Consider the following 23622-nt stretch of genomic DNA (forward strand, 5'->3'; position numbering starts at 1 on the left):
AGTAATGTCAGAAAAGAAAAACAAACCCAGAGGATTGGGAAGAGGCTTGTCAGCTCTAATGGCGGATGTGAACCCGGAACCTGTTAGCACAGAAAAACAGGCAATCAGAAGCACCGAAGTCATGGTGCCTATCGAAAAAGTTATCGCGAACCCGGATCAGCCGCGTCGCCAGTTCCTGCAAGAAGATCTGGACGATCTGACCGCATCCATTCGAGAAAAGGGGGTTCTTCAGCCCCTTATCGTGCGGCCGCGTCCTGGTGGGCAGTATGAGATTGTTGCCGGTGAACGCCGCTGGCGTGCCGCTCAAGGCGCACAACTGCACGAAGTTCCGGTTATCATTCGGGACTATTCCGATGTCGAGATGATGGAAGTTGCCATTATCGAGAATATTCAACGCTCTGACCTCAATGCGATGGAGGAGGCGCAGAGCTATAAGCAGCTGATGGACAAATTTGGCCATACGCAAGAAAAAATGGCAGAAGCACTTGGTAAGAGCCGGAGCCATATTGCCAATCTGGTCAGACTCTTGCATCTGCCGGATGACGTACAGTCTTTGGTTCAAGAGCGTCGTCTTTCAGCTGGCCATGCCCGCGCGCTCATCACTTCCGACAATGCGTCAGATTTGGCGAAGAAAATTGTCAAAGGCGGTCTCTCAGTGCGTGCCACCGAGGCATTGGTGAAGAAGGACGCGGCCGGCTTGCAAGTCGCAACAGCACGTTCGGCGAATAAAACAGCTGAGAAAGATGCGGATACGCGCGCCTTGGAGGCTGACCTCTCAGCCGCGTTGCGTATGAAGGTGTCGATTGATCATCGCGCCGGCGGTGAAAGCGGTGTTTTGTCGATCAGCTACACATCTCTGGATGAGCTGGATGATCTTTGTGGACGTCTCAGCCGTTAGGTCGTGACCAGATGAATATCATCACTGCGCTGAGCGTGATGGCCTGGATGATCAGGACGTGACTTGGTGCAGAGAGAATAACCGACAAACCGAACACGGCGGCAACTGAGAAAGTTGCCGCCTTTTTTGCAGAAGGTCGGATGGCGCCTCGTTCATGCCAGTCCTGAATCATTGGGCCAAACAGTCGATGGTTCAGGATCCAGTCGTGCAGGCGTTCGGAAGAGTTGGCAAAGAAAAAACTGGCGAGCAGCAGAAACGGAACGGTTGGTAAGAGGGGAAGCGCCACTCCGACGAGCGCCAACCCAACGCATAAAAGCCCAAGCCCAGCGTAGAGAAGTCGCATCAGTTGTCACTCCACCAGTAGATCGCGGAGTACCGCATTCAATACCGCGCGACCGGCGTCAGTTGCCTGAATACGATTGTCAGAGAGCTCCACCATGCCGATTTCTCGGAGATTAGAGATACGCTCCGAAGAAAGAGTACGACCTGAAATGGCACGAAACCGATCTAAATCGAGTCCCTCAACCAATCGCATCCCCATCATGAGGTATTCAGCACCAGCATCTTCAGGGGTAAGTGGGATTCGCGAACACTCACCGGTGTGATTTTCTGCAGCAGCAAGCCAAGCTCCAGGTTGCAGATAGGTTTCAGTCGCGTATCTGGTCCCGTCAAGAGTTAAGCGCCCATGGGCCCCCGGTCCGATACCAAGGTAATCGCCATAGCGCCAATAAATCAGGTTGTGCCGCGACTCCGCGCCGGGACGCGCGTGGTTGGAGACCTCATAGGCGGGCAGGCCATGTTTGTCGCAGATCTCCTGCGTGGCGAGATACATATCAGCGGCGTTATCGTCGCTTGGAAGATCGCGTAATTTCCCCCGCGCGTAGCGATCCCCAAATGCGGTGCCTTCCTCAATGGTCAATTGATAGAGGGACAGGTGGTCGATCGCCATAGATAAGGCTTGGTCAAGTTCCTGTTGCCAGCCGACCAGTGTTTGGCCCTGACGGGCGTAGATTAGGTCAAAACTAACTCTGTCAAAGCACTTTCGAGCCACATCAAAGGCATTTTGCGCCTCAGAAACGCTGTGCATCCGTCCGAGGCGGTGTAGATCACCATCGTTAAGCGCTTGAATACCCATAGAAATTCGGTTGACGCCAGCATCTCGGTAACCCGTAAAGCGACCTGCCTCGACTGAGGTTGGGTTTGCTTCAAGAGAGATCTCTATGTCGTTGGAAAAAGGCCATATTTCTCGAGCTGTCTCGATGATTGTGGCCACAGTATCGGGGTGCATCAGCGAAGGTGTTCCGCCCCCGAAAAAAATCGTATTCAGGACGCGACCAGACAGAGCAGGTGCCGCGCGTAGCATCTCAGCACGATAGGCTGCAGCCCATCTGGTTTGGTCAATTTGCGCGGTGACATGACTGTTGAAATCGCAATAGGGGCATTTGGCCTGACAGAAGGGCCAATGCACATACAGGCCAAACCCCCCGTTGCGCCAATCATCCACCGAAACATGCCTCTACAAATTTCGCGACTGCCTGGCCGCGATGGCTGATCTTGTTTTTGGCCCAGCGATCCATTTCGGCGCAGGTCTGGGTATGCCCGTCTGGCTGGAACATTGGATCATAGCCGAATCCGTCCTTACCGCGAATGGGCCAGACCAGCTGGCCGGGCATCACGCCTTCGAATACCTCATCATGACCATCAGGCCAGGCAAGAACCAGCGTGCAGCGGAATTGTGCAAGGCGAGGGTGGGCCGCACCCTTGGCTTCCAACTCATTATGAGCACGGGTCATGGCCATCATGAAATCGCGGCCATCACCGGTTTCTGCCCAGTCGGCGGTATACACTCCCGGGGCGCCGTCGAGCGCGTCAATGGTGATACCCGAGTCATCAGACAAGGCGGGCAGACCGGTCGCCTTAGCGGCCGCATGAGCCTTGATCCGGGCATTTCCGACAAATGTATCCTCGGTTTCGGCCGGTTCTGGAAGATCCATCTCGCCGGCGCCGACGACAGTCACACCGAAGGGGTGGAGAAGATGTTTCATCTCCTCCAGTTTACCCTTGTTATGTGTGGCGACCAGCAGCCGGTCGCCGACAAATTTACGGGTCATACGCAGGCTGCCTTCTGCAGTTCTGCCAGCTCGGCGGTGCCCTTGGTTGCAAGGTCCATCAACGTGTTCATCTGCTCACGGCTGAACATGGATCCTTCCGCGGACATCTGCACTTCGATGAGTTGGCCCGACCCGGTCATAATGAAGTTGCCATCGACGCCGGCCTCGGAATCTTCCGGGTAGTCAAGGTCCAGTACGGGCTGACCTGCGTAGATGCCGCAGGAAACTGCGGCCACAGGATCAACGAGGGGATCAATCTTGACCTCGCCGGTTTTCATCAGCTTGTTCACTGCAAGGCGCAGCGCGACCCAACCGCCGGTGATGGAGGCGCACCGGGTGCCGCCGTCGGCCTGTAGCACATCACAGTCGATGCTGATCTGGCGCTCGCCGAGTGCAACGCGATCGACGCCGGCGCGCAGCGCGCGACCGATAAGGCGCTGGATTTCGACGGTGCGGCCGCCCTGTTTGCCCATCGCGGCTTCGCGGCGCATACGGGTGTTAGTCGCGCGGGGCAGCATACCATATTCAGCGGTCACCCAACCGAGACCTGAGCCTTTGATAAACGGCGGCACACGATCCTCAATGGTGGCAGTGCAGAGCACATGGGTGTCGCCCATCTTGATCAGGCAGGATCCCTCAGCGTGTTTGGTGAAGCCGGTTTCGATGGAAACGGCGCGCATTTGGTCTAGGTCTCGTCCGGAGGGTCGCATGGGTCATCCTTTATTTGCTTACCAATCGGGATAGCGTCCGCAGGGTTGGCTATGCAAGCATGATTGACCTTTTGGTGCTGCGCTCTTTAATGACAACTGTAGGACAGGGAGCCAAGGCTTGCGGAACTTCGGCAGTGACCACACATAGAATGCGATGAACAGCAGTACCGACATATTGAAGGATATGAACGATCGGTCACGGGATGTGTTCCGTGCGGTCGTGGAATCCTATCTTGAGACGGGAGATCCCGTTGGCAGCCGGACTCTGACGCGATCCCTGAATGAGAAGGTGAGCGCTGCTACCGTGCGCAACGTGATGCAGGATCTGGAGCATCTTGGGCTGTTGAACAGTCCGCACACCAGCGCTGGTCGGGTTCCGACACAGGTCGGATTGCGGATGTTTGTGGACGGCCTGCTTGAAGTTGGGGACTTGAACACCCAGGACCGTCAGAGGATTGATGAGACCATGGGCGGGACTGCGGGCGGTGGATCTGCGGGTCTGGCAGGCATGCTGGATCGTGTGGGTTCGGCCCTGTCGGGGGTGACACAGGGTGCCTCTCTGGTGCTGACACCGAAACATGAGGCCGAAATCCGCCATATTGAATTTGTCACTTTGGCCCATGATCGGGCGCTGGTCGTGCTGGTGTTTTCAGACGGTCACGTGGAAAACCGCCTGTTCACGCCACCGCCCGGGCAGACGCCCAGCTCAATGCGAGAGGCGGCGAATTTCCTCAATGCGCTGATTGAGGGACGGACATTAGGTGATGTGCGCGGTGCCATTCAGGAAGAGATCAAGGCCCGGCAGCAGCAGATAGATGTCTTGGCCCGTGAAATGATCGAAAGCGGCTTGGCGGCCTGGGAAGATGACGGCAGCGATTCTGCGCGGCTGATCGTGCGTGGCCGGTCGAATCTCCTATCGGACGGCGGGGCTGCGGAGGAGTTGGACCGGATCCGAAACCTGTTTGATGACCTGGAACGCAAACGCGATATCGAAGAGTTTCTTCAACTGACCGAAGATGGTGAAGGTGTGCGCATTTTTATCGGTTCGGAGAACAAACTTTTTTCACTTTCGGGTTCCTCTTTGGTGGTGTCTCCCTATATGAACGCGGATCGAAAGATCATTGGTGCGGTGGGTGTCATTGGCCCGACCCGCCTGAATTACGGCCGGATCGTGCCGATCGTGGACTATACGGCGCAACTGGTCGGGAAGCTGCTTTCCGACCGGAGTTAGAGGTGAGATATGGCAGAGCCCAAGAACGACGATTTTTTGGACGACATCACAGAAGCCGAAGCAGAGGAGCTCTCTGCGCAGACTGAAGAATTTGATGATGCAGCGCTGGAGCTTGATAGCCTGCGGGCCGAACGGGATGAGCTGAAAGATCGGTTCATGCGGGCCTTGGCTGATGCGGAGAACGCACGCAAGCGCGGTGACAAGGCACGCCGCGAAGCTGAGCAGTATGGTGGTTCTAAACTGGCGCGGGACATGCTGCCGGTTTACGACAACATGAAACGTGCGATCGAAGCCGCAAGCGATGAACAGCGCGAAGTTTCCGCTGCCTTGATTGAAGGTGTGGAACTGACCATGCGTGCGTTGCTTGGTGTGTTTGAAAAGCACGGTATGCAGGTGATCGCGCCGGAAGTTGGTCAGAGATTCGATCCGCAGGTGCATGAGGCCATGTTCGAGGCCCCGGTGCCCGGCACCAAAGCCGGCGACATCATCCAGGTCTCCGCCGAAGGGTTCATGCTGCACGACCGTTTGCTGCGCCCGGCGCAGGTTGGTGTCTCCTCGACGCCTGCGAGCTGATCCGCAGTATCGACGGGCCTTGTGGCCCGTGCCTGCGGCGCGAGTATTTTTGGAAAGATGACAAGCGGCCCCTTGCTTATCCGAGGAGGCCGCTTTTCTGTCTCAGTTCGCGGCCTCTTTCAGGCGATAGAGTGCTTCCAGTGCTTCCCGTGGTGAGAGATCATCGGGATGAATATCGTCCAGAAGCGTTTCGATCAGTGAGGGTCCGACTGGTGCTGCTGCTTGAGGCGGTGGAGCCGCTGCGAAGAGGGGGAGATCGTCGATCTGGATTTTGCCAGCGCCACTGCGGCTGCCCTCTTCCAGCATATCCAGAACGTCCCGAGCCCGCGCAACAACCGAGCCGGGCAGGCCGGCAAGCTGCGCGACCTGTACGCCGTAGGAGCGATCTGCAGCCCCTTTTTTAACCTCGTGCAGAAAGATGACCTCACCTTTCCATTCCTTGACGGAAACGGTGGCATTGTCGACGCCGGGCAGCTTACCGGCGAGTTGGGTGAGTTCGTGGTAATGGGTTGCAAACAGCGCGCGGGCGCGATTGACCTCATGCAGATGTTCCAGCGTGGCCCAGGCGATTGACAGCCCGTCATAGGTCGCTGTGCCTCGCCCGATTTCGTCGAGGATAACCAGTGCGCGATCATCAGCCTGATTGAGGATCGCAGCGGTTTCAACCATCTCAACCATGAAGGTCGAGCGTCCGCGAGCGAGATCGTCGGAGGCACCAACCCGGCTGAACAACTGGCTGATCAGGCCGATATGGGCGCTGTCGGCTGGGACGTAGCTCCCCATTTGGGCAAGGATGGCAATCAGGGCGTTCTGGCGCAGAAACGTTGATTTACCGGCCATGTTGGGGCCGGTCAGCAGCCAGATGGCGGCCCCTGTATCAGCGGTCAGATCACAGTCATTTGCAACGAAGCTACTACCGCCCTGTTGCCGCAAGGCCTGTTCCACAACGGGGTGCCGCCCTCCGGAAATATTGAATTCCCGCGAGTTGTCTACAGTTGGGCAGGACCAGTTCTCACCCAGGGCGAGATCGGCCAATGCGGTGATCAGGTCCAGTTCCGCCAGTCCCCGGGCCGCTGCATTCAATAGGGCCGCATCTGCCAGGATAGCGTCTGATAGCCTTGTATAGAGCCGCTTTTCAATTTCCAGTGCCAGATTCCCGGCATTCAGAATACGGGTCTCGATTTCGCTCAACTCGACCGTTGTGAACCGAACCTGATTGGCTGTTGTCTGGCGGTGAATATAGGTTTCCGACAGAGGGGCAGAGAGCATTTTCTCTGCATGGGTTGCGGTTGTTTCTATGAAGTAGCCGAGCACATTGTTGTGCTTGATTTTTAGTGAGTTGATACCTGTGTGATCGGAGTATTTCTTTTGCAGTGCCGCAATAACGGAGCGCCCTTCGTCACGCAGCGTGCGCGCCTCGTCCAGTTCGCTGTCGTAGCCTTCTGCAATAAATCCGCCGTCGCGGGCTAAGAGGGGCGGCTCTGTAATCAGCGCGGCGTCAAGCAGGGGCAGCAGAGCATCAAATCCGGTGAGCCCTGAGCGTGCCTGCTGCAATAGTGCTGGCATATCGGCTTTGTTACAGAGATCGGAAATTGCCTCGGCCTGGATCAGCGTGTTGCGTACGGCGGCCAGGTCCCGGGGGCCGCCGCGATCCAGAGCAAGCCGGGACAGGGCCCGATCCAGATCGGGTGTTTTGCGCAGTGCCGTGCGTAGCGACTGGGCGAGTTGTATCTGTCCCACCACGAAGTCCAGCGCCGTCAACCGGGCTCGGATCACATCAAGATTACGCGAGGGGCTGGACAGCCGTTGTTCCAGAAGCCGACCGCCAGCGGGGGTAACAGTCCGGTCCACCACTGCAAGCAGCGAACCACCGCGACCACCGGTCAGCGCGCGGGTGAGCTCCAGACTGCGACGGGTTGCAGCATCAATCTGCACCACACGATCCTCAGCCTCCTGCTGCGGGGGCTGAAGCAGCGGTAGCTTACCCTTCTGTGTGATGTCGAGATAGTCGATGACCGCGCCCATGGCCGAAATCTCTGCCCGGCTGAAAGAGCCGTAGGATTCCAATGTTGAGACCTTAAAGAGATCACAGATGCGTTTTTCAGCGGCGGTGCTGTCGAAGCTGGATTTTGCCAGAGGGGTTACTGGGATCTGGTGGTCCTCTGCAATGGTGCGCAGCTGGTCCAGCGCAGGACCATCGGGGACAATCAACTCCGATGGCGCCAGTCTGGCCAGTTCAGGGGACACCCGGACGGAGGCAACCGGCATCACATGGAACGCGCCAGTTGAGATATCCGCCCAGGCGAGTGCTGCCTGATCGCGCAGCTCGCAATAGGCGGTGAGGAAATTATGGCGGCGCGCCTCCAGAAGGGAATCTTCGGTGATGGTTCCGGGTGTGACCAGCCGCACCACATCGCGTTTCACGACGGATTTGGAGCCACGCTTCTTGGCCTCTGCCGGGCTTTCCAGCTGCTCTCCGACCGCGACGCGAAATCCCTTTCGGATCAGTGTCAGCAGATAGCCCTCGGCGGCATGGACCGGGACACCGCACATCGGAATATCGTTGCCATCGTGTTTGCCGCGTTTGGTCAGCGCGATGTCGAGTGCCTCTGCCGCGTTGACGGCATCGTCAAAGAACATCTCGTAGAAATCGCCCATGCGGTAGAACAAGAGGGCATCCGGATACTGCGCCTTGATGTCGAGGTATTGGGCCATCATCGGCGTGACTGTGGACAAAGTTCGGCTCCGTAAAATGGGGGATTTCTTTGGCGCGACCTTACAAATCAGGCGGCTGCGACGAAAGGTGAAAACGCAACTTCGTTGAGAAGAGGCGCGCGCTGGGCTATGACGCTTGGGACAGTGAGAGGACACCCAAAGCCAATGCCCAAAGCGAAGATTACCAACGAAGAGGCGCTTGCCTTCCATCTGGAACCGACCCCCGGCAAATGGGAGATCAACGCAACGGTCCCGATGACCACGCAGCGTGATCTGTCATTGGCCTATTCTCCCGGTGTCGCTGTGCCCTGCGAAGCCATCGCGGAAAATCCAGAGACGGCCTATGACTATACAAACAAGGGAAATTTGGTCGCGGTCATCTCCAACGGGACTGCGGTTCTGGGGCTGGGCAATCTTGGGGCGCTGGGCTCCAAACCGGTGATGGAGGGCAAATCTGTCCTGTTCAAACGGTTTGCCGATGTGAATTCGATCGACATTGAGCTGGATACCGAAGACCCGGATGAGTTCATCAAGGCGGTACGTCTGATGGGGCCGACCTTTGGTGGGATCAATCTTGAGGATATCAAGGCGCCGGAGTGTTTCATCATTGAGCAGCGCCTCAAAGAAGAGATGGACATTCCTGTCTTCCATGATGATCAGCATGGCACGGCGGTGATCTGTGCGGCCGGTCTGATCAATGCGTTGCATATTTCCGGCAAGAAGATCGAGGATGTGAAGATCGTCCTCAACGGTGCCGGTGCCGCGGGTATCGCCTGTATTGAACTGCTGAAGGCGATGGGCGCCCGGCATGACAATTGCATCGTCTGCGATACCAAAGGTGTGATCTATCAGGGTCGCACCGAGGGTATGAACCAGTGGAAGTCTGCCCATGCGGTCAAGACCGATCTGCGCACGCTGGAAGAGGCGATGCAGGACGCTGATGTGTTCCTTGGCGTATCTGTCAAAGGGGCGGTGACACAGGACATGGTGAAATCCATGGCGGACAATCCGGTGATCTTTGCAATGGCAAACCCCGATCCGGAAATCACCCCGGAGGAGGCGCATGAGGTGCGTGTGGATGCGATTGTCGCCACTGGTCGGTCGGATTACCCCAACCAGGTCAATAACGTTCTTGGCTTTCCCTATCTGTTCCGTGGCGCCCTGGACATCCACGCCCGGGCCATTAATGACGAGATGAAAATCGCCTGTGCCCATGCGCTGGCCGGTCTCGCGCGTGAGGATGTACCGGATGAGGTGGCGCTGGCTTACGGCAAATCGCTATCCTTTGGCCGGGACTATATCATCCCGACTCCATTTGATCCGCGTCTGATCCACCGGATCCCGCCTGCTGTGGCAAAGGTCGGGATGGACACAGGTGTTGCGCGCCGTCCGATCATTGACATGGATGCCTATGAGCATGGGCTGCGTGGGCGGATGGATCCAACCCAGTCGATCCTGCGTGGTCTGAACGCTCGCGCCCGTGCAGCGCAATCACGCATGATCTTTGCCGAGGGCGACGACCCTCGCGTTCTGCGCGCGGCGGTAATGTATCAGCGATCCGGCTTCGGCAAAGCACTGGTTGTTGGTCGTCCAGAGGATGTGCGTAGCAAGCTGGAAACTGCAGGTCTGGGCGATGCGGTGCGCGAGCTGGAGATTATCAACGCGGCCAATACCCAGCATTTCGAGACCTATAAGGATTTCCTTTACGAGCGGCTGAACCGCAAGGGCTTTGATCGCAAGGATGTCCACCGTCTGGTCGGGCGCGACCGGCATGTATTTTCGGCCCTGATGCTCGCCCATGGTCACGGCGACGGGTTGGTCACCGGAGCCACCCGAAAATCAGCGCATGTTCTTGATCAGATCAATCATGTGTTTGATGCCGATGCGACCAACGGATCTGCGGGCGTCACGGCGCTGCTACACAAGGGGCGCATCGTGCTGATTGGTGATACTCTAGTGCATGAATGGCCAGATGAAAACGATCTGGCCAATATCGCGGAACATGCTGCAGGCGTTGCCCGACATATGGGGTTGGAACCTCGGGTCGCATTTGTCAGCTTCTCCACCTTTGGCTACCCGGTATCTGAGCGCGCGGAAAAAATGCATCTGGCACCTGCAGTGCTGGATCAGCGTGGTGTCGATTTTGAGTACGAAGGCGAGATGACTGTGGACGTTGCTCTGAACGCCAAGGCGCAGGAGGCTTATCCCTTCCAGCGCCTGACTGGACCAGCCAATATCCTGATCGTTCCGGCGCGGCATTCCGCGTCGATTTCGGTCAAGCTGATGCAGGAAATGGGTGGGGCAACTGTTGTTGGTCCGATCCTGTCAGGTGTCGACAAGCCGATCCAGATCTGCTCGACCACCTCGACAGCAAATGATGTTCTGAACATGGCGGTTCTGGCTGCCTGTAATATCGGGTGATCTCATGGCGATCTGGAACCTAGGCTCAATCAATGCCGACATGATTTATGCTCTGCCTCATATGCCGACTGCGGGGGAAACCCTCGCGGCGACGGGGCTGGAGCAGTATCTGGGCGGCAAAGGCGCCAATATGTCGGTCGCGGCTGCGCGTGCCGGTAGCCATGTTTGTCATCTGGGTGCCGTCGGGCCGGAGGGGGCATGGGCCGTCACGCGTTTGTTGGAATACGGTGTCGATACGCGTCACATCGCCCAGTTGGATGTGCCTACCGGCCACGCCATCATTGCCGTTGACCCCACTGGCGAGAACCAGATCATTCTATTCCCCGGCGCAAACCGGGAGATCAGCGAAGACCAGATTGGCGCAGCGCTGTCTGCCGCCAGTGCCGGTGATATCCTGGTGATGCAGAACGAGACCAACATGCAGGCCGAGGCAGCCCAAATGGGGCGTGATCTGGGGTTGAAGGTTGCCTATGCGGCAGCACCGTTTGATGCAGCGGCGGTTCAGGCGGTCTTGCCCTATCTCGACTATCTGTTCCTGAATGAGGTGGAGGCTGAGCAGTTGCGCGCTGCGACAGGCAAAACGCCTGAGGCGCTGGGCGTTGCAGATGTGATTGTGACGTTGGGCGCCAAGGGGGCGCGCCACTACGACACGACGGCGGGAACCACTCATGACGTCGCGGCGCATTCCGTTGTCCCGGTTGATACCACAGGGGCGGGTGACACTTTCACTGGCTATGTGCTGTCTGGTCTGGATCGTGGGTTGCCAATGGCGCAGGCGCTGGCACAGGCCAATCGCGCTGCCGCGCTGATGGTGACACGTAAGGGCACCGCAGATGTGATCCCAGATTTGAAAGAGGTGCAGGACGCACGTTTCTGATCGCCACGACCTGTTCTTAGCAGGAAAAGGCGCGGTGTATTCCCGCGCCTTTTCCATTTCATCACCTCAGGGCCGTTGTTAATGCCCCTTTGCGAAAGGCGCTGCATCCCCCCAAAGCTGCAACACGCGGGCGTCACGCCCACAGGCCTTTCGATAGCGCTTATAGGCTTCCGACTGACGTTTGGGGCCAAAACGCGTGAGAACCAGTTTGCGACCCTTGTAGTAGTCCTGATGATAAGCCTCGGCAGGGTAGAAAGCGGTCGCTGGCAGAATTGGCGTGACGATGGTTTGGCCGAGTGCGGATTGCGCCTCGGATTTGGCGGCCTTGGCGACAGATGTCTGATCCGCGCCGGAAGTGAAAATGGCCGTCCTATAGCTGTCGCCGCGGTCACAGAACTGACCACCTGCGTCGGTGGGGTCGACCGAGCGCAGGAACATCGACAACAGCTGCCCGCGCGTCACCTTGGTCGGATCAAACCGGATCTGGACCGCCTCATAGTGACCGGTGCCACCGGCGGTGACCTGTTTGTAGGTGGGCGATTTGGTGCTGCCACCCGTGTAGCCGGATACTGCCGAGAGCACGCCAGGGACGCTTTCGAAATCACTCTCAACACACCAGAAACAGCCGCCGGCGACGGTCAGGGTTTCAACATTCTGGGCGTGGGCCTGATGTCCTTTCAGCGCCACGGCCAGCAGCATGAACAGGGTCAGGACAATTGGTCTTGCTGTGTTTGTCGAACGCATCATCGCCTCCATCGTTGCGCTACATTGGCCCGAGGGTTGTTCAGGCTCAATCACATGACATGGTTTGTCACGGCTTGGTGACGGGAAGTTACCGCTTGGAAATAGGATCCAATCCTTCTAGCGTGCGCCTCGCAGGAGGAGCAGATGACCGAAAAAATGAGCACGCATCAAGCGCAGGAAGATCAGCGCAACGAAGAGATCCTGATCTATCTGAATGGTGAGATTGTTCCCAAAGCCGAGGCCAAGGTCAGCGTCTATGACAGCGGTTTCATGCTGGGGGATGGTGTCTGGGAGGGGCTGCGGCTGTACAACGGGACCTGGGCGTTCATTGATGAACATCTCGACCGCTTGTTTGAGGCTGCGAAGACCATTGATCTGGACATCGGGATGGACCGAGATCAGGTCAAACAAGCTGTTTTAGACACACAAAACGCCAATGACATGATCAGCGATGCCCATGCGCGCCTGATGGTCACGCGTGGGGTTAAAACCCGCCCGTTCCAGCATCCATCGCTGTCGCAGCAGGGGCCGACGTTCACCATTATCATGGAGCATTCGCGCCCAAACCTGCCGCGCCCGATCCGGTTGGCGACAGTGCCACATCTGCGCGGGTTGCCGATGACACAGGATCCGAAGCTGAATTCACATTCCAAGCTGAACTGCATTCTGGCCTGTATCGCGGCGGAGAAAGCGGGCGCCGATGAGGGGCTGATGCTGGACGTGAATGGGTTCGTGAATACGACCAATGCCTGTAATTTTTTCATCGTGCGCAAGGGGGCGGTTTGGACCTCGACCGGTGACTATTGCATGAACGGGATTACCCGGCAGAAGGTCATCGACCTGTGCCGCGCCAATGATATTCCGGTGTTTGAGCGCAACTACTCCCTGGTGGATACCTACGGCGCTGATGAGGCGTTTCTGACCGGCACCTTTGGGGCACAGACACCGGTGGGTGATATCGATGGGCGGCAGATTGGTGATGGCGAGATGGGGCCGGTGACCAAGCGTTTGCGTGCGCTGTACAAGGATCTGATCGCGCAGGAGTGTGCCTGATGCGGATTGCCATGTGGTCAGGGCCACGCAACCTGTCGACTGCAATGATGTATGCCTTTGGCAATCGCGGCGATTGCGCTGTGGTGGATGAGCCCTTTTATGCGGCCTATCTGGCGCAGACCGGTCTGGAGCATCCCATGCGTGCCGATATTCTGGAAAGTCAGTCCAGAGACGCTGAGGTTGTCGCCGCGTCCCTAATGGGGCCTGTGCCTGCTGCAAAACCGTTTTTCTATCAAAAACATATGACTCAGCATATGATTGACGGAATACCGCGCGACTGGATGCGCGAGGTCACAAATGTGTTTCTGATCCGCCATCCGGCGCGGGTCATTGCCTCATATGCCGAGAAACGGGAAAATCCTACGTTGGATGATATTGGGTTTCGCCAGCAGGCTGAGCTGTTTGATCTGGTGAAACGCTGGGATCAGGCGCCGGTGGTGGTGGATAGCGATGATATCCGCAGCGATCCTGCAATGGTGTTGGAGCGGCTCTGTGAGAGACTTGGCATACCGTTTTCCCCGAAGATGCTATCATGGCCAATGGGGGGACATAAGGACGATGGCATCTGGGCGGCGCATTGGTACGGGTCTGTCTGGCAGTCGACCAAATTTGCAGGACCCGAGGGGCCGTTGCCTGAAGTGCCTGCAACCTTGCAGCCGGTTCTTGAGGCCGCTTTGCCCTACTATGAACGATTGAAAGCGCAGAAAATCTGATCGGGTAAGGGGGCGCTGCCCCCTCGCGCCTCTGGCGCTTCACCCCCGGAGTATTTTCGGAAAGGTGACACCTATCAAGCGTGTTTCGCTTAGCTGATCAGTTTGCCCAGCTTCATCGCCACGCCCATATCACCTGATATTTTCAGCTTCCCCATCATCACGCCGGTCATCGGGTTCAATTTCCCGGTAAGCAGCTTTTTCAGATTCTCGGTGCTGATGCGGATAGTGCAGTCAGTGTCTCGGTTCTTCATTGAAGCATCGCCATCCGCAAGGACGATGACACCATCGTCGCCACAATCGAATTTCAGCGACCCGTCAAAGGTTTTTCCGGTCAGGCCGGCGCGGATGCCCTCCGTCAATGGTTGTAGTGCCATGATGTCTCCCCTCGGTGTCTCTCGTTGCGCCAAGGGTTAGGCATCGGGGTGTCAGCGGGCAAGGGTGACCAAAGGGGAGGTCGCGTCAGCTGTCAGCCAAGCGCATCATGGGTGACAGGGCAGGGGATGCCGTCGAAGAACGTCTCCAACACTGCATTGAATACCTGTGGAGCGTCAGAAACCGAGGTGAAGAGCGTCATGGAGGAACGCAGTTTCTTGGCATCGGTTTCGCCAAGGATATCCTGGGCGCTGCGATCCTTATGACTCAGCAGCAATTCGCTGGCTTCGGTCAATCGCGTGCGCAGAACCGGGTGGGCAAGGTAGGCGGTTGCCTCCGCCAGGTCCTCTATCCCGTAGAGCTGGGCCATATGGGACTGACCAAGGTCGGCCAGTTGCGGAAAGACGAACCACATCCAGTGGCTCGTCTTTTTTCCCGCAGAGAGTTCGGCGCGGACATCGTTCCAAACGGTGTCTTGCGCTTCGACGAACATCTCCATCTCTTCAGTCAGATCGTCGTCTATATCGTCTGTGATATCGACGTGGTCGCTCATTTTTTCAACCGGCGCTCGCGGGCGGCGAGGAGCTTCAGTCGCAGTGCGTTCAGCTGGATGAAACCGGCGGCGTCTTTCTGATCATAGGCGCCGGCGTCGTCCTCAAAGGTCACGTGGGCTTCAGAGTAGAGTGAGTGATCTGACCAGCGACCTACCGTGGTTGCCGAGCCTTTGTAAAGTTTCACGCGGACGGTGCCGGTGACATGTTCCTGGCTGCGATCAATGGCGGCTTGCAGCATTTCGCGCTCGGGCGAGTACCAGAAACCGTTGTAGATCAGCTCTGCATATTGCGGCATCAGCTGGTCTTTGAGGTGCATTGCGCCGCGGTCCATGGTGATGGATTCAATACCACGGTGGGCCTCAAGGAGGATGGTGCCGCCGGGGGTTTCGTAGATGCCGCGGGACTTCATGCCGACAAAACGCCCCTCGACGAGGTCAAGACGGCCGATGCCGTGTTTGCCGCCGTATTCATTGAGCTGGGTCAGGATGGTCGCGGGCGACATCGCTTCGCCGTTGATGCTGACCGCGTCTCCTTTTTCGAAACCGATCTCGATGAATTCGGCCTCGTTTGGGGCGTCCTCCGGATGAACGGTGCGCTGGTAGACATAGTCGGGCGCGGCCACGGCGGGATCTTCCAGTACCTTGCCCTCAGAGGAGGTATGCAGAAGATTGGCATCAACCGAGAAAGGCGCCTCGCCACGCTTGTCCTTGGCCACAGGGATCTGGTGGGCTTCTGCGAATTCCAGCAGGCGGGTCCGCGAAGTCAGATCCCACTCACGCCATGGGGCAATCACTTTGATCTCGGGGTTCAGCGCATAGGCCGCCAGTTCGAAGCGGACCTGATCGTTGCCCTTCCCGGTGGCGCCATGGGCGACCGCATCGGCACCGGTGGCTTCGGCGATCTCAACAAGGCGTTTGGAGATCAGCGGGCGGGCGATGGAGGTGCCCAGCAGGTAGAGACCTTCGTAGACGGCATTTGCTCGGAACATCGGGAAGACGAAATCCCGCACGAATTCCTCGCGTACGTCTTCGATGAAGATGTTCTCCGGCTTGATACCCAAAAGCTCGGCTTTCTGGCGTGCGGGCTCCAGTTCTTCACCCTGGCCGAGATCGGCGGTGAAAGTCACCACTTCGCAACCGTATTCGGTCTGCAGCCATTTCAGAATGATTGACGTATCAAGACCGCCGGAGTAGGCGAGGACAACTTTCTTGGGCGCGGACATTGTATTTCCTCTTGATCAGAACGCCTGCGGCCTACCCGGTTTTTGTCAGAAGGGCAAGGTTTTCCCCGGATCGGAACCTGAACGCGCACATTATGGTCACGCGCGGCGATTGAGCAGTATTGGAGTATGAATAAATGATTGGCTGGAAGCTATTTCTACACTCGGTAAGCATGGTGCAGCGGAATGTCCCGCAGCTGATGCGGATCTTTCTTGTTCCGGCGTTGATCGTGTTGGCGATCGCCTATTTGGCCATCGGTGGCTTGCTTGGCGATATTGGGCTTCAGGCGCGCGGGTTTGACGGCAACATGTTCTTTTCAGTTCTCTGGCGCATCGTTGGACTGTGGCTGGTGATTGGCTTGATTGGCACGTGGACCGTGGTGGCCTGGCATCGCTACATTCTGCTGGAAGAGCATCCTCGCGGCTGGCTTCCAGCATTGCATAAAGCGGAGGTGGGCAACTATATCTTGGGTTTGATCAAGCTGCTTTTTATCGCCATTCTGTTCTACGGTGTCCTAGCATTTATCGGGTCTGCATTGGTTCAGAGTATCGGGATGGTTGGCCTGTACCTGTTGTTGGCCGTTGGCGCGCTGATCACGATATTCATGTACAGGTTTGCATTGATCCTACCGGCGGCGGCGCTTGGTAAACCCATTGGTGTGAGCGAGTCACTGGCACTGACAACCGGTGCATTCGGAACCTTGTTCGTCCTCGGCCTTTGTCTTTTTGGTCTGCAGCTCGTGGCTGAACTGATCCTGTTCCTTGTGGCTGATGCTGTGCTGATCGCGATAGTGCTTGATATAGCTTTCTCTGTCGTGCTTGCGATCCTGAATATCAGCGCTTTCACCACGCTTTATGGCTACTACGTGGAGAAACGGCCGATCTGATCGGCGGTATTCTTCAGTATGCTTTGACCTTGCCCCCTTGTCTTGGGGGCGGGGTTGGGTCACTCAAGTGACATGAGTGATTTTCAGACCCAGGCCCGGGCGGCCGAACAGGCCATGCGCGCGATTTTTCCTGCCACACCGCTGCAGCGCAGCGCGCTATTGTCAGAGCGGTTTGGCGCTGAGATTTACCTCAAGCGAGAAGACCTGAGCCCGGTACGGTCCTACAAGATCCGTGGCGCGTTCAACGCAATGCGTAAGCAGCTGGAACAATCACTGTTTGTTTGCGCGTCAGCGGGCAATCACGCGCAGGGCGTCGCCTATATGTGCCGCGAGTTGGGCAAGCGGGGCGTGATCTTTATGCCGGTGACCACACCACAGCAGAAGATCCAGAAAACCCGGATGTTTGGCGGCGATAGTGTCGAGATCCATCTGGTTGGCGATTATTTCGATGACACTTTGGCTGCGGCGCAGAAGTGGTGTGCGGATGAGGGTGGTCATTTCCTGTCACCGTTTGACGATGATGACGTGATTGAGGGGCAAAGTTCCATCGCGGTGGAGATTGAGGCTCAGCTGGGTGCGGCCCCGGACCATGTGATCCTGCCGGTTGGTGGCGGCGGCATGTCGTCAGGCGTTGCGCGTTGGTTCGGAGATCGGGTGCATTGCCTGTTTGCGGAACCGTCTGGCGGGGCATGCCTGCGGGCGGCGCTGGCTGCAGGACATCCCGTTGCATTGGATCATGTTGATACATTTGTCGACGGCGCCGCTGTTGGTCGTGTTGGCGCACGGCCGTTTGAGGTCCTGAAACAAGTCCCATTGCCCGATGTGCTGTCGATTGCCGAAGATCGCATCTGTACAACAATACTTGAGATGCTGAACGTCGAAGGTGTGGTGCTTGAACCTGCCGGGGCGCTGGCGATTGAGGCTCTGCGTGATGTACGTTCCTGGATCCGCGGCAAAACCGTGGTCTGCCTGACCTCCGGCGGCAATTTTGATTTCGAGCGCCTGCCGGAAGTGAAGGAACGCGCGCAGCGCTACATGGGGTTGAAGAAGTATTTTCTCCTACGCCTGCCGCAGCGGCCCGGCGCGCTGAAGGAGTTTCTGGGCATTCTGGGTCCTGAGGATGATATCGCCCGGTTCGAATATATGAAGAAATCGGCGCGCAACTTTGGCTCGGTGCTGATTGGGATTGAAACCAAGCGTCCTGAGAATTTCGCTGATCTCTATGCCCGGCTGGATGCTGCTGGATTTGCCTATACCGACATCACCAGCGACGAGACCTTGGCACAGTTTGTGATCTGAGCCGGTATCGGCTCAGAGTTGGCTGCTCATATCGCGCAGAAACTCTTCCTTGGAATTTTCATAGCTGGCAATGATGGCACCGGTGTCTACGTCTTTGGCCTCTCCTTGGGCAGAGCGGCGCTCGCCCTCTTGGCAGAGACGGGAAAACTGACGAAACCCGAGGTTTAATGCGCTGCCTTTCAGGAAGTGAAGGTCCTGTTCCAATGTTGCCAGATCGGGTGATCGCAGCTTTTCGATAACACCTTCGACCTCTTCCAGGAAAATTTCGACAACTTCGGAGAAGTCCTCAGCGCCGACTTCCTCGTGCAGCTCTTTAGCGCGTGACCAATCAATCATCTTTGCAAACCTTGTTTTGATATCGCATTTTACGATTGCTTTACTTATAAACTCGTAAATCACCGATTAACGCGAGGCTAGGCTGATAATTCGCAAACTTCACCTCCTGTTAAGCGAAGAGCGCGATAGTGACTTGCGTTTAAGGTATCTTGCGCCGTTTTTTGTGGGGTTCACTCGGTGTTGCCAGACAGTTCGATCGAAATAAACCAAGAGGTTGCGACCAATTCGATCCGCCGTGTTCTGGTGGTCGATGACAGCCGTCTGCAACGGCGAATCTTGGTCGCATCGCTGAAAAAATGGGGATTCGAGGTTGTCGAAGCCGAGAGCGGCGAGGCAGCGATGGAGATTTGCGAGAGTGATCCGCCGGATTTGATTCTCAGCGACTGGATGATGCCGGGGATGAACGGCCTGGAGTTCTGCCGGGCGTTTCGCACAAAGTCTCAGGACAACTACAGCTATTTTATCCTGCTAACCTCGAAGAGCGAAAAGAACGAGGTGGCACAGGGCCTGGATGCGGGTGCGGATGATTTCCTGACCAAGCCGGTCAGTTCGGACGAGTTGCGCGCCCGGATTTCTGCGGGGGAGCGCATTCTGCGGATGCAGCGCGAGCTTTCTGAGAAAAACCGGATTGTATCAGACACGCTTGATGAACTGCAGCGGGTCTATGACGCGATTGACAAGGATCTGATTCAGGCCCGGAAAATTCAGGAGTCCTTGGTCCCCGAACTCTCCCGCGATTTCGGGTCCTCCACCGTAAGCCTGCTGCTGAAACCCTGCGGCCACATCGGAGGCGATCTGGTCGGTATGTTCTCACCCGGTGTGAACCGGATCGGGTTCTATTCGGTCGATGTCTCCGGGCACGGCATCACATCTGCGATGATGACGGCGCGGCTCGGCGGGTATCTGTCGTCGACCTATTTTGATCAGAATGTCGGGATGGAGAAGCGGTTCAACCGCTTCTATGCTCTGCGTCAGCCGGAAGAGGTCGCCAGTCTGCTGAACGCGCGGCTGATCGCGGATACCGGGATCGAAGAATATTTTACCATGGCCTATTGCATCGTCGATCTGCGCAGCGGCGTGCTGAAGATGGTGCAGGCAGGTCATCCGCATCCGCTGTTGATCCGCAAAGATGGCAGCACCGAGTTTATTGGCAAGGGTGGCGTTCCAGTTGGTCTGGTGCCGGACATCACATATTCGCAGGAAGATGTGGTGATGGAGAAGGGCGACCGCCTGCTGCTGTATTCCGATGGCTTTACAGAGGCCCGTCTGGAAAATGGCGAGATGCTTGAGGCGGAAGGTCTGGTTGAGCTTATTGGAAAGTGCAATGCGGAGCAGACCGGTCAGGAATTCCTGGATGACCTTTATTGGAACCTGACACAGGTGATGTCCTCGCAATACGGACTGGAGGATGACGTCTCCGCAACCTTGTTTGAGTATGAAGGTCCATAAAGCGTCAGGGCGGGCACCACAGATGCTGGTTTTTGTACCATTACCTGACCGGTTAGCTCTGCCCCATCAATCGCGCAATAATGCTAGCGAAATGCCGATCTCCAGCATTGCCGAGGATTTCACATGCGACGTCCGCGCGCATCCACACCGCATCATGCAACGGCTCGGTGGGTGGGCAGACCTGACGCGCCGGACGCGCGATATAGATATGGCAGAGTTTCTCTGCCCAGAGATCATACTCTGGCATATAGGCAAATCGGCGAAACGTGCCCAGCTTGCGTGGCTGAGAGATGGTCCAACCGGTTTCTTCCATCACCTCACGGTGTAACGCCGGAATGGGCGATTCTCCCGGGTCAATGCCCCCTCCTGGCAGCTGAATATCCGGGCCGGGCTCACGCTGACAGGTCAGCAACAGCTTGCCAGTGCGCGGCAATAGCGCGTAGACCCCTGGCCGCCGTCGGTAGCTTTGCGATTTTTCCGGCGTATCGCCAAAACGTCTGATCACGGCGCTGACCTCTTCACTCTGATGATGTAAACCCTATATAGGCCCGATATGCCAATCCACGGCGCGTAAGGAAACCCCATGACACTTGTATCGAAAATCGCGTGGGACGATACCGTCCTGCCCTTCCAGCTTGATGTATCGGACATGCGCGGCCGCGTCGCGCGGTTGGATGGTGTGCTGGATGGCATTCTGAAGCAGCATAATTACCCGCCTGTTGTTGAAGCGCTGGTTGCTGAAATGGCGTTGCTGACGGCATTGATTGGCCAGACCATGAAACTGCAGTGGAAACTGTCGTTGCAGGTCCAGTCCAAAGGGGCGGTGCGCATGATTGCCACCGATTATTATGCGCCCGCAGCTGAGGGAGAGCCCGCACGTATTCGTGCCTATGCCAGCTTCGATGATTCACGGCTCACCAATGGTGCGCCGTTTGATCAGGTGGGCGAGGGATATTTCGCCATTCTCGTTGACCAGGGAGAGGGTATGAAGCCCTACCAGGGGATTACACCGCTTGCTGATGGCTCTCTGGCGTCCTGTGCCGAGGCGTATTTCGCGCAGTCGGAGCAGCTTCCGACACGTTTCTCGCTCAGCTTTGGGCGCTCGGCTGAACCTGGGGTTCCAGAACACTGGCGCGCTGGTGGCATCATGTTGCAGCAGATGCCAAAGGCCTCCCCGTTCGTTGCGGGTGGCGAAGGCACCGGTGCTACGCTTGCCGCAGAGGATCTGGTCAGTGGCGAAGAGGGGGAGAACTGGAACCGTGTGATGCACCTGCTGGCGACCGTAGAAGACATGGAGTTGATCGGCCCCTCGGTGACGCCGACAGATCTGCTTTTGCGATTGTTTCACGAGGAACAACCGCGAGTCTTTGATGCGCAGGCGGTCAAATTCGGCTGCACGTGTTCCACCGACCGGGTGCGCGAAAGCCTGTCGATCTATTCGGCAAAGGATATTGCGACCATGACAACAGATGAGGGGCGCGTGACAGCCGATTGCCAGTTTTGCGGTGCGCATTACGACCTTGATCCTGCGACGCTGGGATTTGAGGCAGATGCAGGCGATAGCGAACAGGGTGAGAGTGCCTGATCTTCGGGCACAGCTGACCGCCGCGCTCGGCGCAAAGGGGGAAGGTTCCTCAGATTTCGACCTGAACCCCGACGTCGTCCTTCCCGTTGATCGTAAACTGCGACCAGCCGGTGTCCTCGTGGCGATCAGCACTGCAGCGGGCGCGCCGCGTGTTATTCTGACCAAACGCTCATCTGCATTGAATCACCATCCGGGTCAGATCGCCTTCGCCGGCGGGAAACAGGACGCCGCAGATGCAAGCGTGACGGATGCCGCCCTGAGGGAAGCGTGGGAGGAGATCGGTCTGCCGCGCCACCTGCCGCAGATCGTCGGACAACTGCCGATACATGAAACCGTCACTGGGTTCACGGTGACGCCTGTAGTTGCCCTGATTGATCAACCGTTTGATATTCTGGCCGAAGCGGGCGAGGTGGCTGAAGTCTTCAGCGTGCCGCTCTCGCATCTTTGCGAACCGTCGAACTATCAGATCCAGTCCCGGCGTTGGCGGGGAATACGGCGGCACTACTTTGCAGTGCCCTACGGCCCCTATTACATCTGGGGCGCCACCGCACGCATGTTGCGCGGCCTTGCCGAACGGATGCAAGCATGACCCGTGTCAAAGCAAAATGGCTGGAAGATCCAGCTGTGCAGCACGTTTGCGAGGTCCTGACAAAGGGTGGGGCGGAGGTCTATTTTGTCGGCGGCTGTGTACGCAACGCGCTATTGGGGGTACCGGTTTCGGATCTTGATCTCTCGACCAATGTAGCTCCACAGCGTGTCATGGCCCTCGCCGAAGAGGCCGGGATCAAGGCCGTACCAACAGGCATTGACCATGGCACCGTGACATTGGTCTATCGCGGGACCCCTTATGAGATCACCACGTTTCGCCGTGATGTGGCTACCGATGGGCGGCGCGCCGTCGTCGCATTTGCCGACCGGATCGAGGAGGACGCTGCGCGGCGCGATTTCACAATGAATGCACTCTATGCCCGCCCCGATGGGGTGCTGGTGGACCCGCTGAATGGCCTGCCAGATTTGCATGCACGGGCGGTCCGGTTCATTGGCAGTGCCGCACAGCGGATCCGTGAGGATTACCTCCGCTCACTGCGCTATTTCAGATTTCATGCCTGGTATGGCAACTCAGATGCCGGATTCGACCCGGACGCATTATCGGCTATCGCCGAAAACCTGGATGGGATTGGTAGCCTCTCGCGCGAACGGGTGGGCAGTGAAGTGCTGAAGCTGCTCGCAGCGCCTGATCCGGCGCCGGCGATCGCGGTGATGCGGCAGGTTGGCCTGCTATCTCTGATTCTTCCGGGGAGTGATGATCGTGCGCTGGGGCCGCTCATCCATCTGGAGGGAGGCATATCTGCCGACCCGCTTTGCCGTCTGGCCGCGCTGGGCGGGGATGCGCCATGGGAGGCGCTGCGCCTGAGTAAATCCCAAGCTGCGGATGTGCGCCTGCTGCGTGCAGGTGCGGAAGGAACGGACGGACCGGCGACACTGGCCTACCATCACGGCGTGAGCACGGCGCGCAATGTGATGCTGTTGCGATCCGCCTTATTCGAGGCGCCGATAGCACCTGATGTAGAGACTGAAATTACCAAAGGAGCCGCAGCGGTATTTCCGCTCTCTGCCAAGGATTTGATGCCGGATCTGCAGGGACCAGCGCTGGGTGCGGCGCTCAAAACCCTGCAAAAGGACTGGATCAGATCTGGGTTCATGCTCGACCGCGATGCGTTGTTGAAACGGCTGCTCTAGTCTGCCCTTTTTGGCGCGCCCCACCAAAAAGGGGTGACAGAGCGGATTTTTTTTCCTACCCATAAGAGACCATCTTATGACGGGAGGAATACGCATGTACCACGGGATCTGGCACGACTGACGCCTGACCTGTCC

General features: G+C 57.4%; 24 protein-coding genes. 13 read left to right on the plus strand and 11 right to left on the minus strand.

Features of this window, described 5'->3' with window-relative positions:
- The first annotated feature begins 4 nt into the window (after positions 1 to 4).
- A complete protein-coding gene (locus INHI_RS0116530) occupies positions 5 to 898 on the plus strand; it encodes a ParB/RepB/Spo0J family partition protein (RefSeq protein ID WP_027248327.1) in 894 nt (297 codons plus the stop codon).
- On the opposite strand, the gene INHI_RS0116535 is transcribed toward INHI_RS0116530, so the two are convergent.
- From INHI_RS0116535 to rph, 4 genes are read right to left on the minus strand one after another with little or no spacing between them, the layout of a single operon-like run.
- Positions 888 to 1241 carry a YbaN family protein gene (locus INHI_RS0116535; protein WP_027248328.1) on the minus strand — a complete coding sequence of 118 codons (354 nt, stop codon included), beginning with the start codon at positions 1239 to 1241 and terminating at the stop codon, positions 888 to 890. The genes INHI_RS0116530 and INHI_RS0116535 overlap by 11 nt on opposite strands.
- Before the next feature lie 6 nt (positions 1242 to 1247).
- Positions 1248 to 2402, minus strand: a complete 1155-nt coding sequence (gene hemW, locus INHI_RS0116540; RefSeq protein WP_027248329.1) for a radical SAM family heme chaperone HemW — start codon at positions 2400 to 2402, stop codon at positions 1248 to 1250.
- Entirely contained in the window at positions 2395 to 3009 is a 615-nt protein-coding gene (gene rdgB / locus INHI_RS0116545; RefSeq protein WP_027248330.1) for an RdgB/HAM1 family non-canonical purine NTP pyrophosphatase, read from the minus strand. Before rdgB ends, hemW begins: the two co-directional genes overlap by 8 nt.
- Entirely contained in the window at positions 3006 to 3719 is a 714-nt protein-coding gene (rph, locus tag INHI_RS0116550) for a ribonuclease PH (RefSeq protein ID WP_027248331.1), read from the minus strand. Before rph ends, rdgB begins: the two co-directional genes overlap by 4 nt.
- 154 nt (positions 3720 to 3873) lie before the next feature.
- Here rph and hrcA point away from each other — a divergent pair, with 154 nt between their 5' ends.
- Both hrcA and INHI_RS0116560 read left to right on the plus strand, forming a co-directional pair.
- Positions 3874 to 4950, plus strand: coding sequence for a heat-inducible transcriptional repressor HrcA (gene hrcA, locus INHI_RS0116555; RefSeq protein WP_014876387.1), 1077 nt, complete (start codon positions 3874 to 3876; stop codon positions 4948 to 4950).
- A 9-nt stretch (positions 4951 to 4959) separates the two neighbouring features.
- On the plus strand, positions 4960 to 5523 hold the full coding sequence (locus INHI_RS0116560; protein ID WP_014876386.1) for a nucleotide exchange factor GrpE: 564 nt from the start codon (positions 4960 to 4962) through the stop codon (positions 5521 to 5523).
- A gap of 102 nt (positions 5524 to 5625) precedes the next feature.
- Here INHI_RS0116560 and mutS read toward each other — a convergent pair whose 3' ends face one another.
- Positions 5626 to 8241, minus strand: a complete 2616-nt coding sequence (gene mutS, locus INHI_RS0116565) for a DNA mismatch repair protein MutS (protein WP_211233573.1) — start codon at positions 8239 to 8241, stop codon at positions 5626 to 5628.
- A 162-nt stretch (positions 8242 to 8403) separates the two neighbouring features.
- On the opposite strand from mutS, the gene INHI_RS0116570 reads away from it, so the two are divergent.
- Both INHI_RS0116570 and INHI_RS0116575 read left to right on the plus strand, forming a co-directional pair.
- Positions 8404 to 10659 (plus strand): NADP-dependent malic enzyme, encoded by a 2256-nt coding sequence (locus INHI_RS0116570; protein WP_014876384.1) that lies wholly within the window; start codon positions 8404 to 8406, stop codon positions 10657 to 10659.
- A gap of 4 nt (positions 10660 to 10663) precedes the next feature.
- On the plus strand, positions 10664 to 11536 hold the full coding sequence (locus tag INHI_RS0116575; RefSeq protein ID WP_014881525.1) for a ribokinase: 873 nt from the start codon (positions 10664 to 10666) through the stop codon (positions 11534 to 11536).
- Between the two features lie 78 nt (positions 11537 to 11614).
- On the opposite strand, the gene msrA is transcribed toward INHI_RS0116575, so the two are convergent.
- Positions 11615 to 12280 (minus strand): peptide-methionine (S)-S-oxide reductase MsrA, encoded by a 666-nt coding sequence (gene msrA, locus INHI_RS0116580; protein ID WP_027248333.1) that lies wholly within the window; start codon positions 12278 to 12280, stop codon positions 11615 to 11617.
- A 144-nt stretch (positions 12281 to 12424) separates the two neighbouring features.
- On the opposite strand from msrA, the gene INHI_RS0116585 reads away from it, so the two are divergent.
- Together INHI_RS0116585 and INHI_RS0116590 are read left to right on the plus strand one after the other, a co-directional pair.
- Positions 12425 to 13333 (plus strand): D-amino acid aminotransferase, encoded by a 909-nt coding sequence (locus INHI_RS0116585; RefSeq protein ID WP_027248334.1) that lies wholly within the window; start codon positions 12425 to 12427, stop codon positions 13331 to 13333.
- A complete protein-coding gene (locus tag INHI_RS0116590; protein ID WP_027248335.1) occupies positions 13333 to 14046 on the plus strand; it encodes a sulfotransferase-like domain-containing protein in 714 nt (237 codons plus the stop codon). The genes INHI_RS0116585 and INHI_RS0116590 overlap by 1 nt, the downstream gene beginning before the upstream one ends.
- 89 nt (positions 14047 to 14135) lie before the next feature.
- Here the strand turns inward: INHI_RS0116590 and INHI_RS0116595 are convergent, their stop codons facing one another.
- The 3 genes from INHI_RS0116595 to INHI_RS0116605 all read right to left on the minus strand — a co-directional run bounded on the left by INHI_RS0116595 (position 14136) and on the right by INHI_RS0116605 (position 16194).
- Positions 14136 to 14420 (minus strand): SCP2 sterol-binding domain-containing protein, encoded by a 285-nt coding sequence (locus INHI_RS0116595; RefSeq protein WP_014881521.1) that lies wholly within the window; start codon positions 14418 to 14420, stop codon positions 14136 to 14138.
- Positions 14421 to 14512: 92 nt separating this feature from the next.
- Positions 14513 to 14971 (minus strand): DUF1810 domain-containing protein, encoded by a 459-nt coding sequence (locus tag INHI_RS0116600; RefSeq protein ID WP_014881520.1) that lies wholly within the window; start codon positions 14969 to 14971, stop codon positions 14513 to 14515.
- Positions 14968 to 16194, minus strand: coding sequence for an argininosuccinate synthase (locus INHI_RS0116605; protein ID WP_027248336.1), 1227 nt, complete (start codon positions 16192 to 16194; stop codon positions 14968 to 14970). The genes INHI_RS0116600 and INHI_RS0116605 overlap by 4 nt, the downstream gene beginning before the upstream one ends.
- Before the next feature lie 134 nt (positions 16195 to 16328).
- Between INHI_RS0116605 and INHI_RS0116610 the strand changes: the two genes are divergently transcribed.
- Together INHI_RS0116610 and ilvA are read left to right on the plus strand one after the other, a co-directional pair.
- Positions 16329 to 17078: a hypothetical protein gene (locus INHI_RS0116610; protein ID WP_027248337.1), complete on the plus strand. Its 750-nt coding sequence runs from the start codon at positions 16329 to 16331 to the stop codon at positions 17076 to 17078.
- A 72-nt stretch (positions 17079 to 17150) separates the two neighbouring features.
- Complete coding sequence (ilvA, locus tag INHI_RS0116615; protein ID WP_014881518.1) at positions 17151 to 18377, plus strand: threonine ammonia-lyase IlvA; 1227 nt, start codon at positions 17151 to 17153, stop codon at positions 18375 to 18377.
- Positions 18378 to 18389: 12 nt separating this feature from the next.
- Here ilvA and INHI_RS0116620 read toward each other — a convergent pair whose 3' ends face one another.
- Positions 18390 to 18713, minus strand: a complete 324-nt coding sequence (locus tag INHI_RS0116620; protein ID WP_014876374.1) for an Hpt domain-containing protein — start codon at positions 18711 to 18713, stop codon at positions 18390 to 18392.
- Between the two features lie 177 nt (positions 18714 to 18890).
- On the opposite strand from INHI_RS0116620, the gene INHI_RS0116625 reads away from it, so the two are divergent.
- A complete protein-coding gene (locus INHI_RS0116625; RefSeq protein WP_014876373.1) occupies positions 18891 to 20162 on the plus strand; it encodes a PP2C family protein-serine/threonine phosphatase in 1272 nt (423 codons plus the stop codon).
- A gap of 52 nt (positions 20163 to 20214) precedes the next feature.
- On the opposite strand, the gene INHI_RS0116630 is transcribed toward INHI_RS0116625, so the two are convergent.
- Entirely contained in the window at positions 20215 to 20667 is a 453-nt protein-coding gene (locus INHI_RS0116630) for an NUDIX hydrolase (protein ID WP_027248338.1), read from the minus strand.
- A 78-nt stretch (positions 20668 to 20745) separates the two neighbouring features.
- Here INHI_RS0116630 and hslO point away from each other — a divergent pair, with 78 nt between their 5' ends.
- The 3 genes from hslO to INHI_RS0116645 are packed head-to-tail and all read left to right on the plus strand — an operon-like array spanning position 20746 to position 23487.
- Entirely contained in the window at positions 20746 to 21747 is a 1002-nt protein-coding gene (gene hslO / locus INHI_RS0116635; protein ID WP_027248339.1) for an Hsp33 family molecular chaperone HslO, read from the plus strand.
- Positions 21740 to 22336, plus strand: coding sequence for a CoA pyrophosphatase (locus INHI_RS0116640; RefSeq protein ID WP_027248340.1), 597 nt, complete (start codon positions 21740 to 21742; stop codon positions 22334 to 22336). Before hslO ends, INHI_RS0116640 begins: the two co-directional genes overlap by 8 nt.
- Positions 22333 to 23487: a CCA tRNA nucleotidyltransferase gene (locus INHI_RS0116645; protein ID WP_027248341.1), complete on the plus strand. Its 1155-nt coding sequence runs from the start codon at positions 22333 to 22335 to the stop codon at positions 23485 to 23487. Before INHI_RS0116640 ends, INHI_RS0116645 begins: the two co-directional genes overlap by 4 nt.
- The last annotated feature ends 135 nt before the right edge of the window (positions 23488 to 23622 follow it).

This window comes from Phaeobacter inhibens DSM 16374, from assembly GCF_000473105.1.
GTDB classification, from domain to species: Bacteria; Pseudomonadota; Alphaproteobacteria; order Rhodobacterales; family Rhodobacteraceae; genus Phaeobacter; species Phaeobacter inhibens.

Coding starts and splice junctions, on each gene's coding strand:
- INHI_RS0116530 (WP_027248327.1), top strand. CDS start 5: ATGTCAGAAAAGAAAAACAAACCCAGAGGATTGGGAAGAGGCTTGTCA.
- INHI_RS0116535 (WP_027248328.1), bottom strand. CDS start 1,241: ATGCGACTTCTCTACGCTGGGCTTGGGCTTTTATGCGTTGGGTTGGCG.
- rdgB (WP_027248330.1), bottom strand. CDS start 3,009: ATGACCCGTAAATTTGTCGGCGACCGGCTGCTGGTCGCCACACATAAC.
- rph (WP_027248331.1), bottom strand. CDS start 3,719: ATGCGACCCTCCGGACGAGACCTAGACCAAATGCGCGCCGTTTCCATC.
- hrcA (WP_014876387.1), top strand. CDS start 3,874: ATGAACAGCAGTACCGACATATTGAAGGATATGAACGATCGGTCACGG.
- INHI_RS0116560 (WP_014876386.1), top strand. CDS start 4,960: ATGGCAGAGCCCAAGAACGACGATTTTTTGGACGACATCACAGAAGCC.
- mutS (WP_211233573.1), bottom strand. CDS start 8,241: ATGATGGCCCAATACCTCGACATCAAGGCGCAGTATCCGGATGCCCTC.
- INHI_RS0116570 (WP_014876384.1), top strand. CDS start 8,404: ATGCCCAAAGCGAAGATTACCAACGAAGAGGCGCTTGCCTTCCATCTG.
- INHI_RS0116575 (WP_014881525.1), top strand. CDS start 10,664: ATGGCGATCTGGAACCTAGGCTCAATCAATGCCGACATGATTTATGCT.
- msrA (WP_027248333.1), bottom strand. CDS start 12,280: ATGCGTTCGACAAACACAGCAAGACCAATTGTCCTGACCCTGTTCATG.
- INHI_RS0116585 (WP_027248334.1), top strand. CDS start 12,425: ATGACCGAAAAAATGAGCACGCATCAAGCGCAGGAAGATCAGCGCAAC.
- INHI_RS0116590 (WP_027248335.1), top strand. CDS start 13,333: ATGCGGATTGCCATGTGGTCAGGGCCACGCAACCTGTCGACTGCAATG.
- INHI_RS0116595 (WP_014881521.1), bottom strand. CDS start 14,420: ATGGCACTACAACCATTGACGGAGGGCATCCGCGCCGGCCTGACCGGA.
- INHI_RS0116600 (WP_014881520.1), bottom strand. CDS start 14,971: ATGAGCGACCACGTCGATATCACAGACGATATAGACGACGATCTGACT.
- INHI_RS0116605 (WP_027248336.1), bottom strand. CDS start 16,194: ATGTCCGCGCCCAAGAAAGTTGTCCTCGCCTACTCCGGCGGTCTTGAT.
- INHI_RS0116610 (WP_027248337.1), top strand. CDS start 16,329: ATGATTGGCTGGAAGCTATTTCTACACTCGGTAAGCATGGTGCAGCGG.
- ilvA (WP_014881518.1), top strand. CDS start 17,151: ATGAGTGATTTTCAGACCCAGGCCCGGGCGGCCGAACAGGCCATGCGC.
- INHI_RS0116620 (WP_014876374.1), bottom strand. CDS start 18,713: ATGATTGATTGGTCACGCGCTAAAGAGCTGCACGAGGAAGTCGGCGCT.
- hslO (WP_027248339.1), top strand. CDS start 20,746: ATGACACTTGTATCGAAAATCGCGTGGGACGATACCGTCCTGCCCTTC.
- INHI_RS0116645 (WP_027248341.1), top strand. CDS start 22,333: ATGACCCGTGTCAAAGCAAAATGGCTGGAAGATCCAGCTGTGCAGCAC.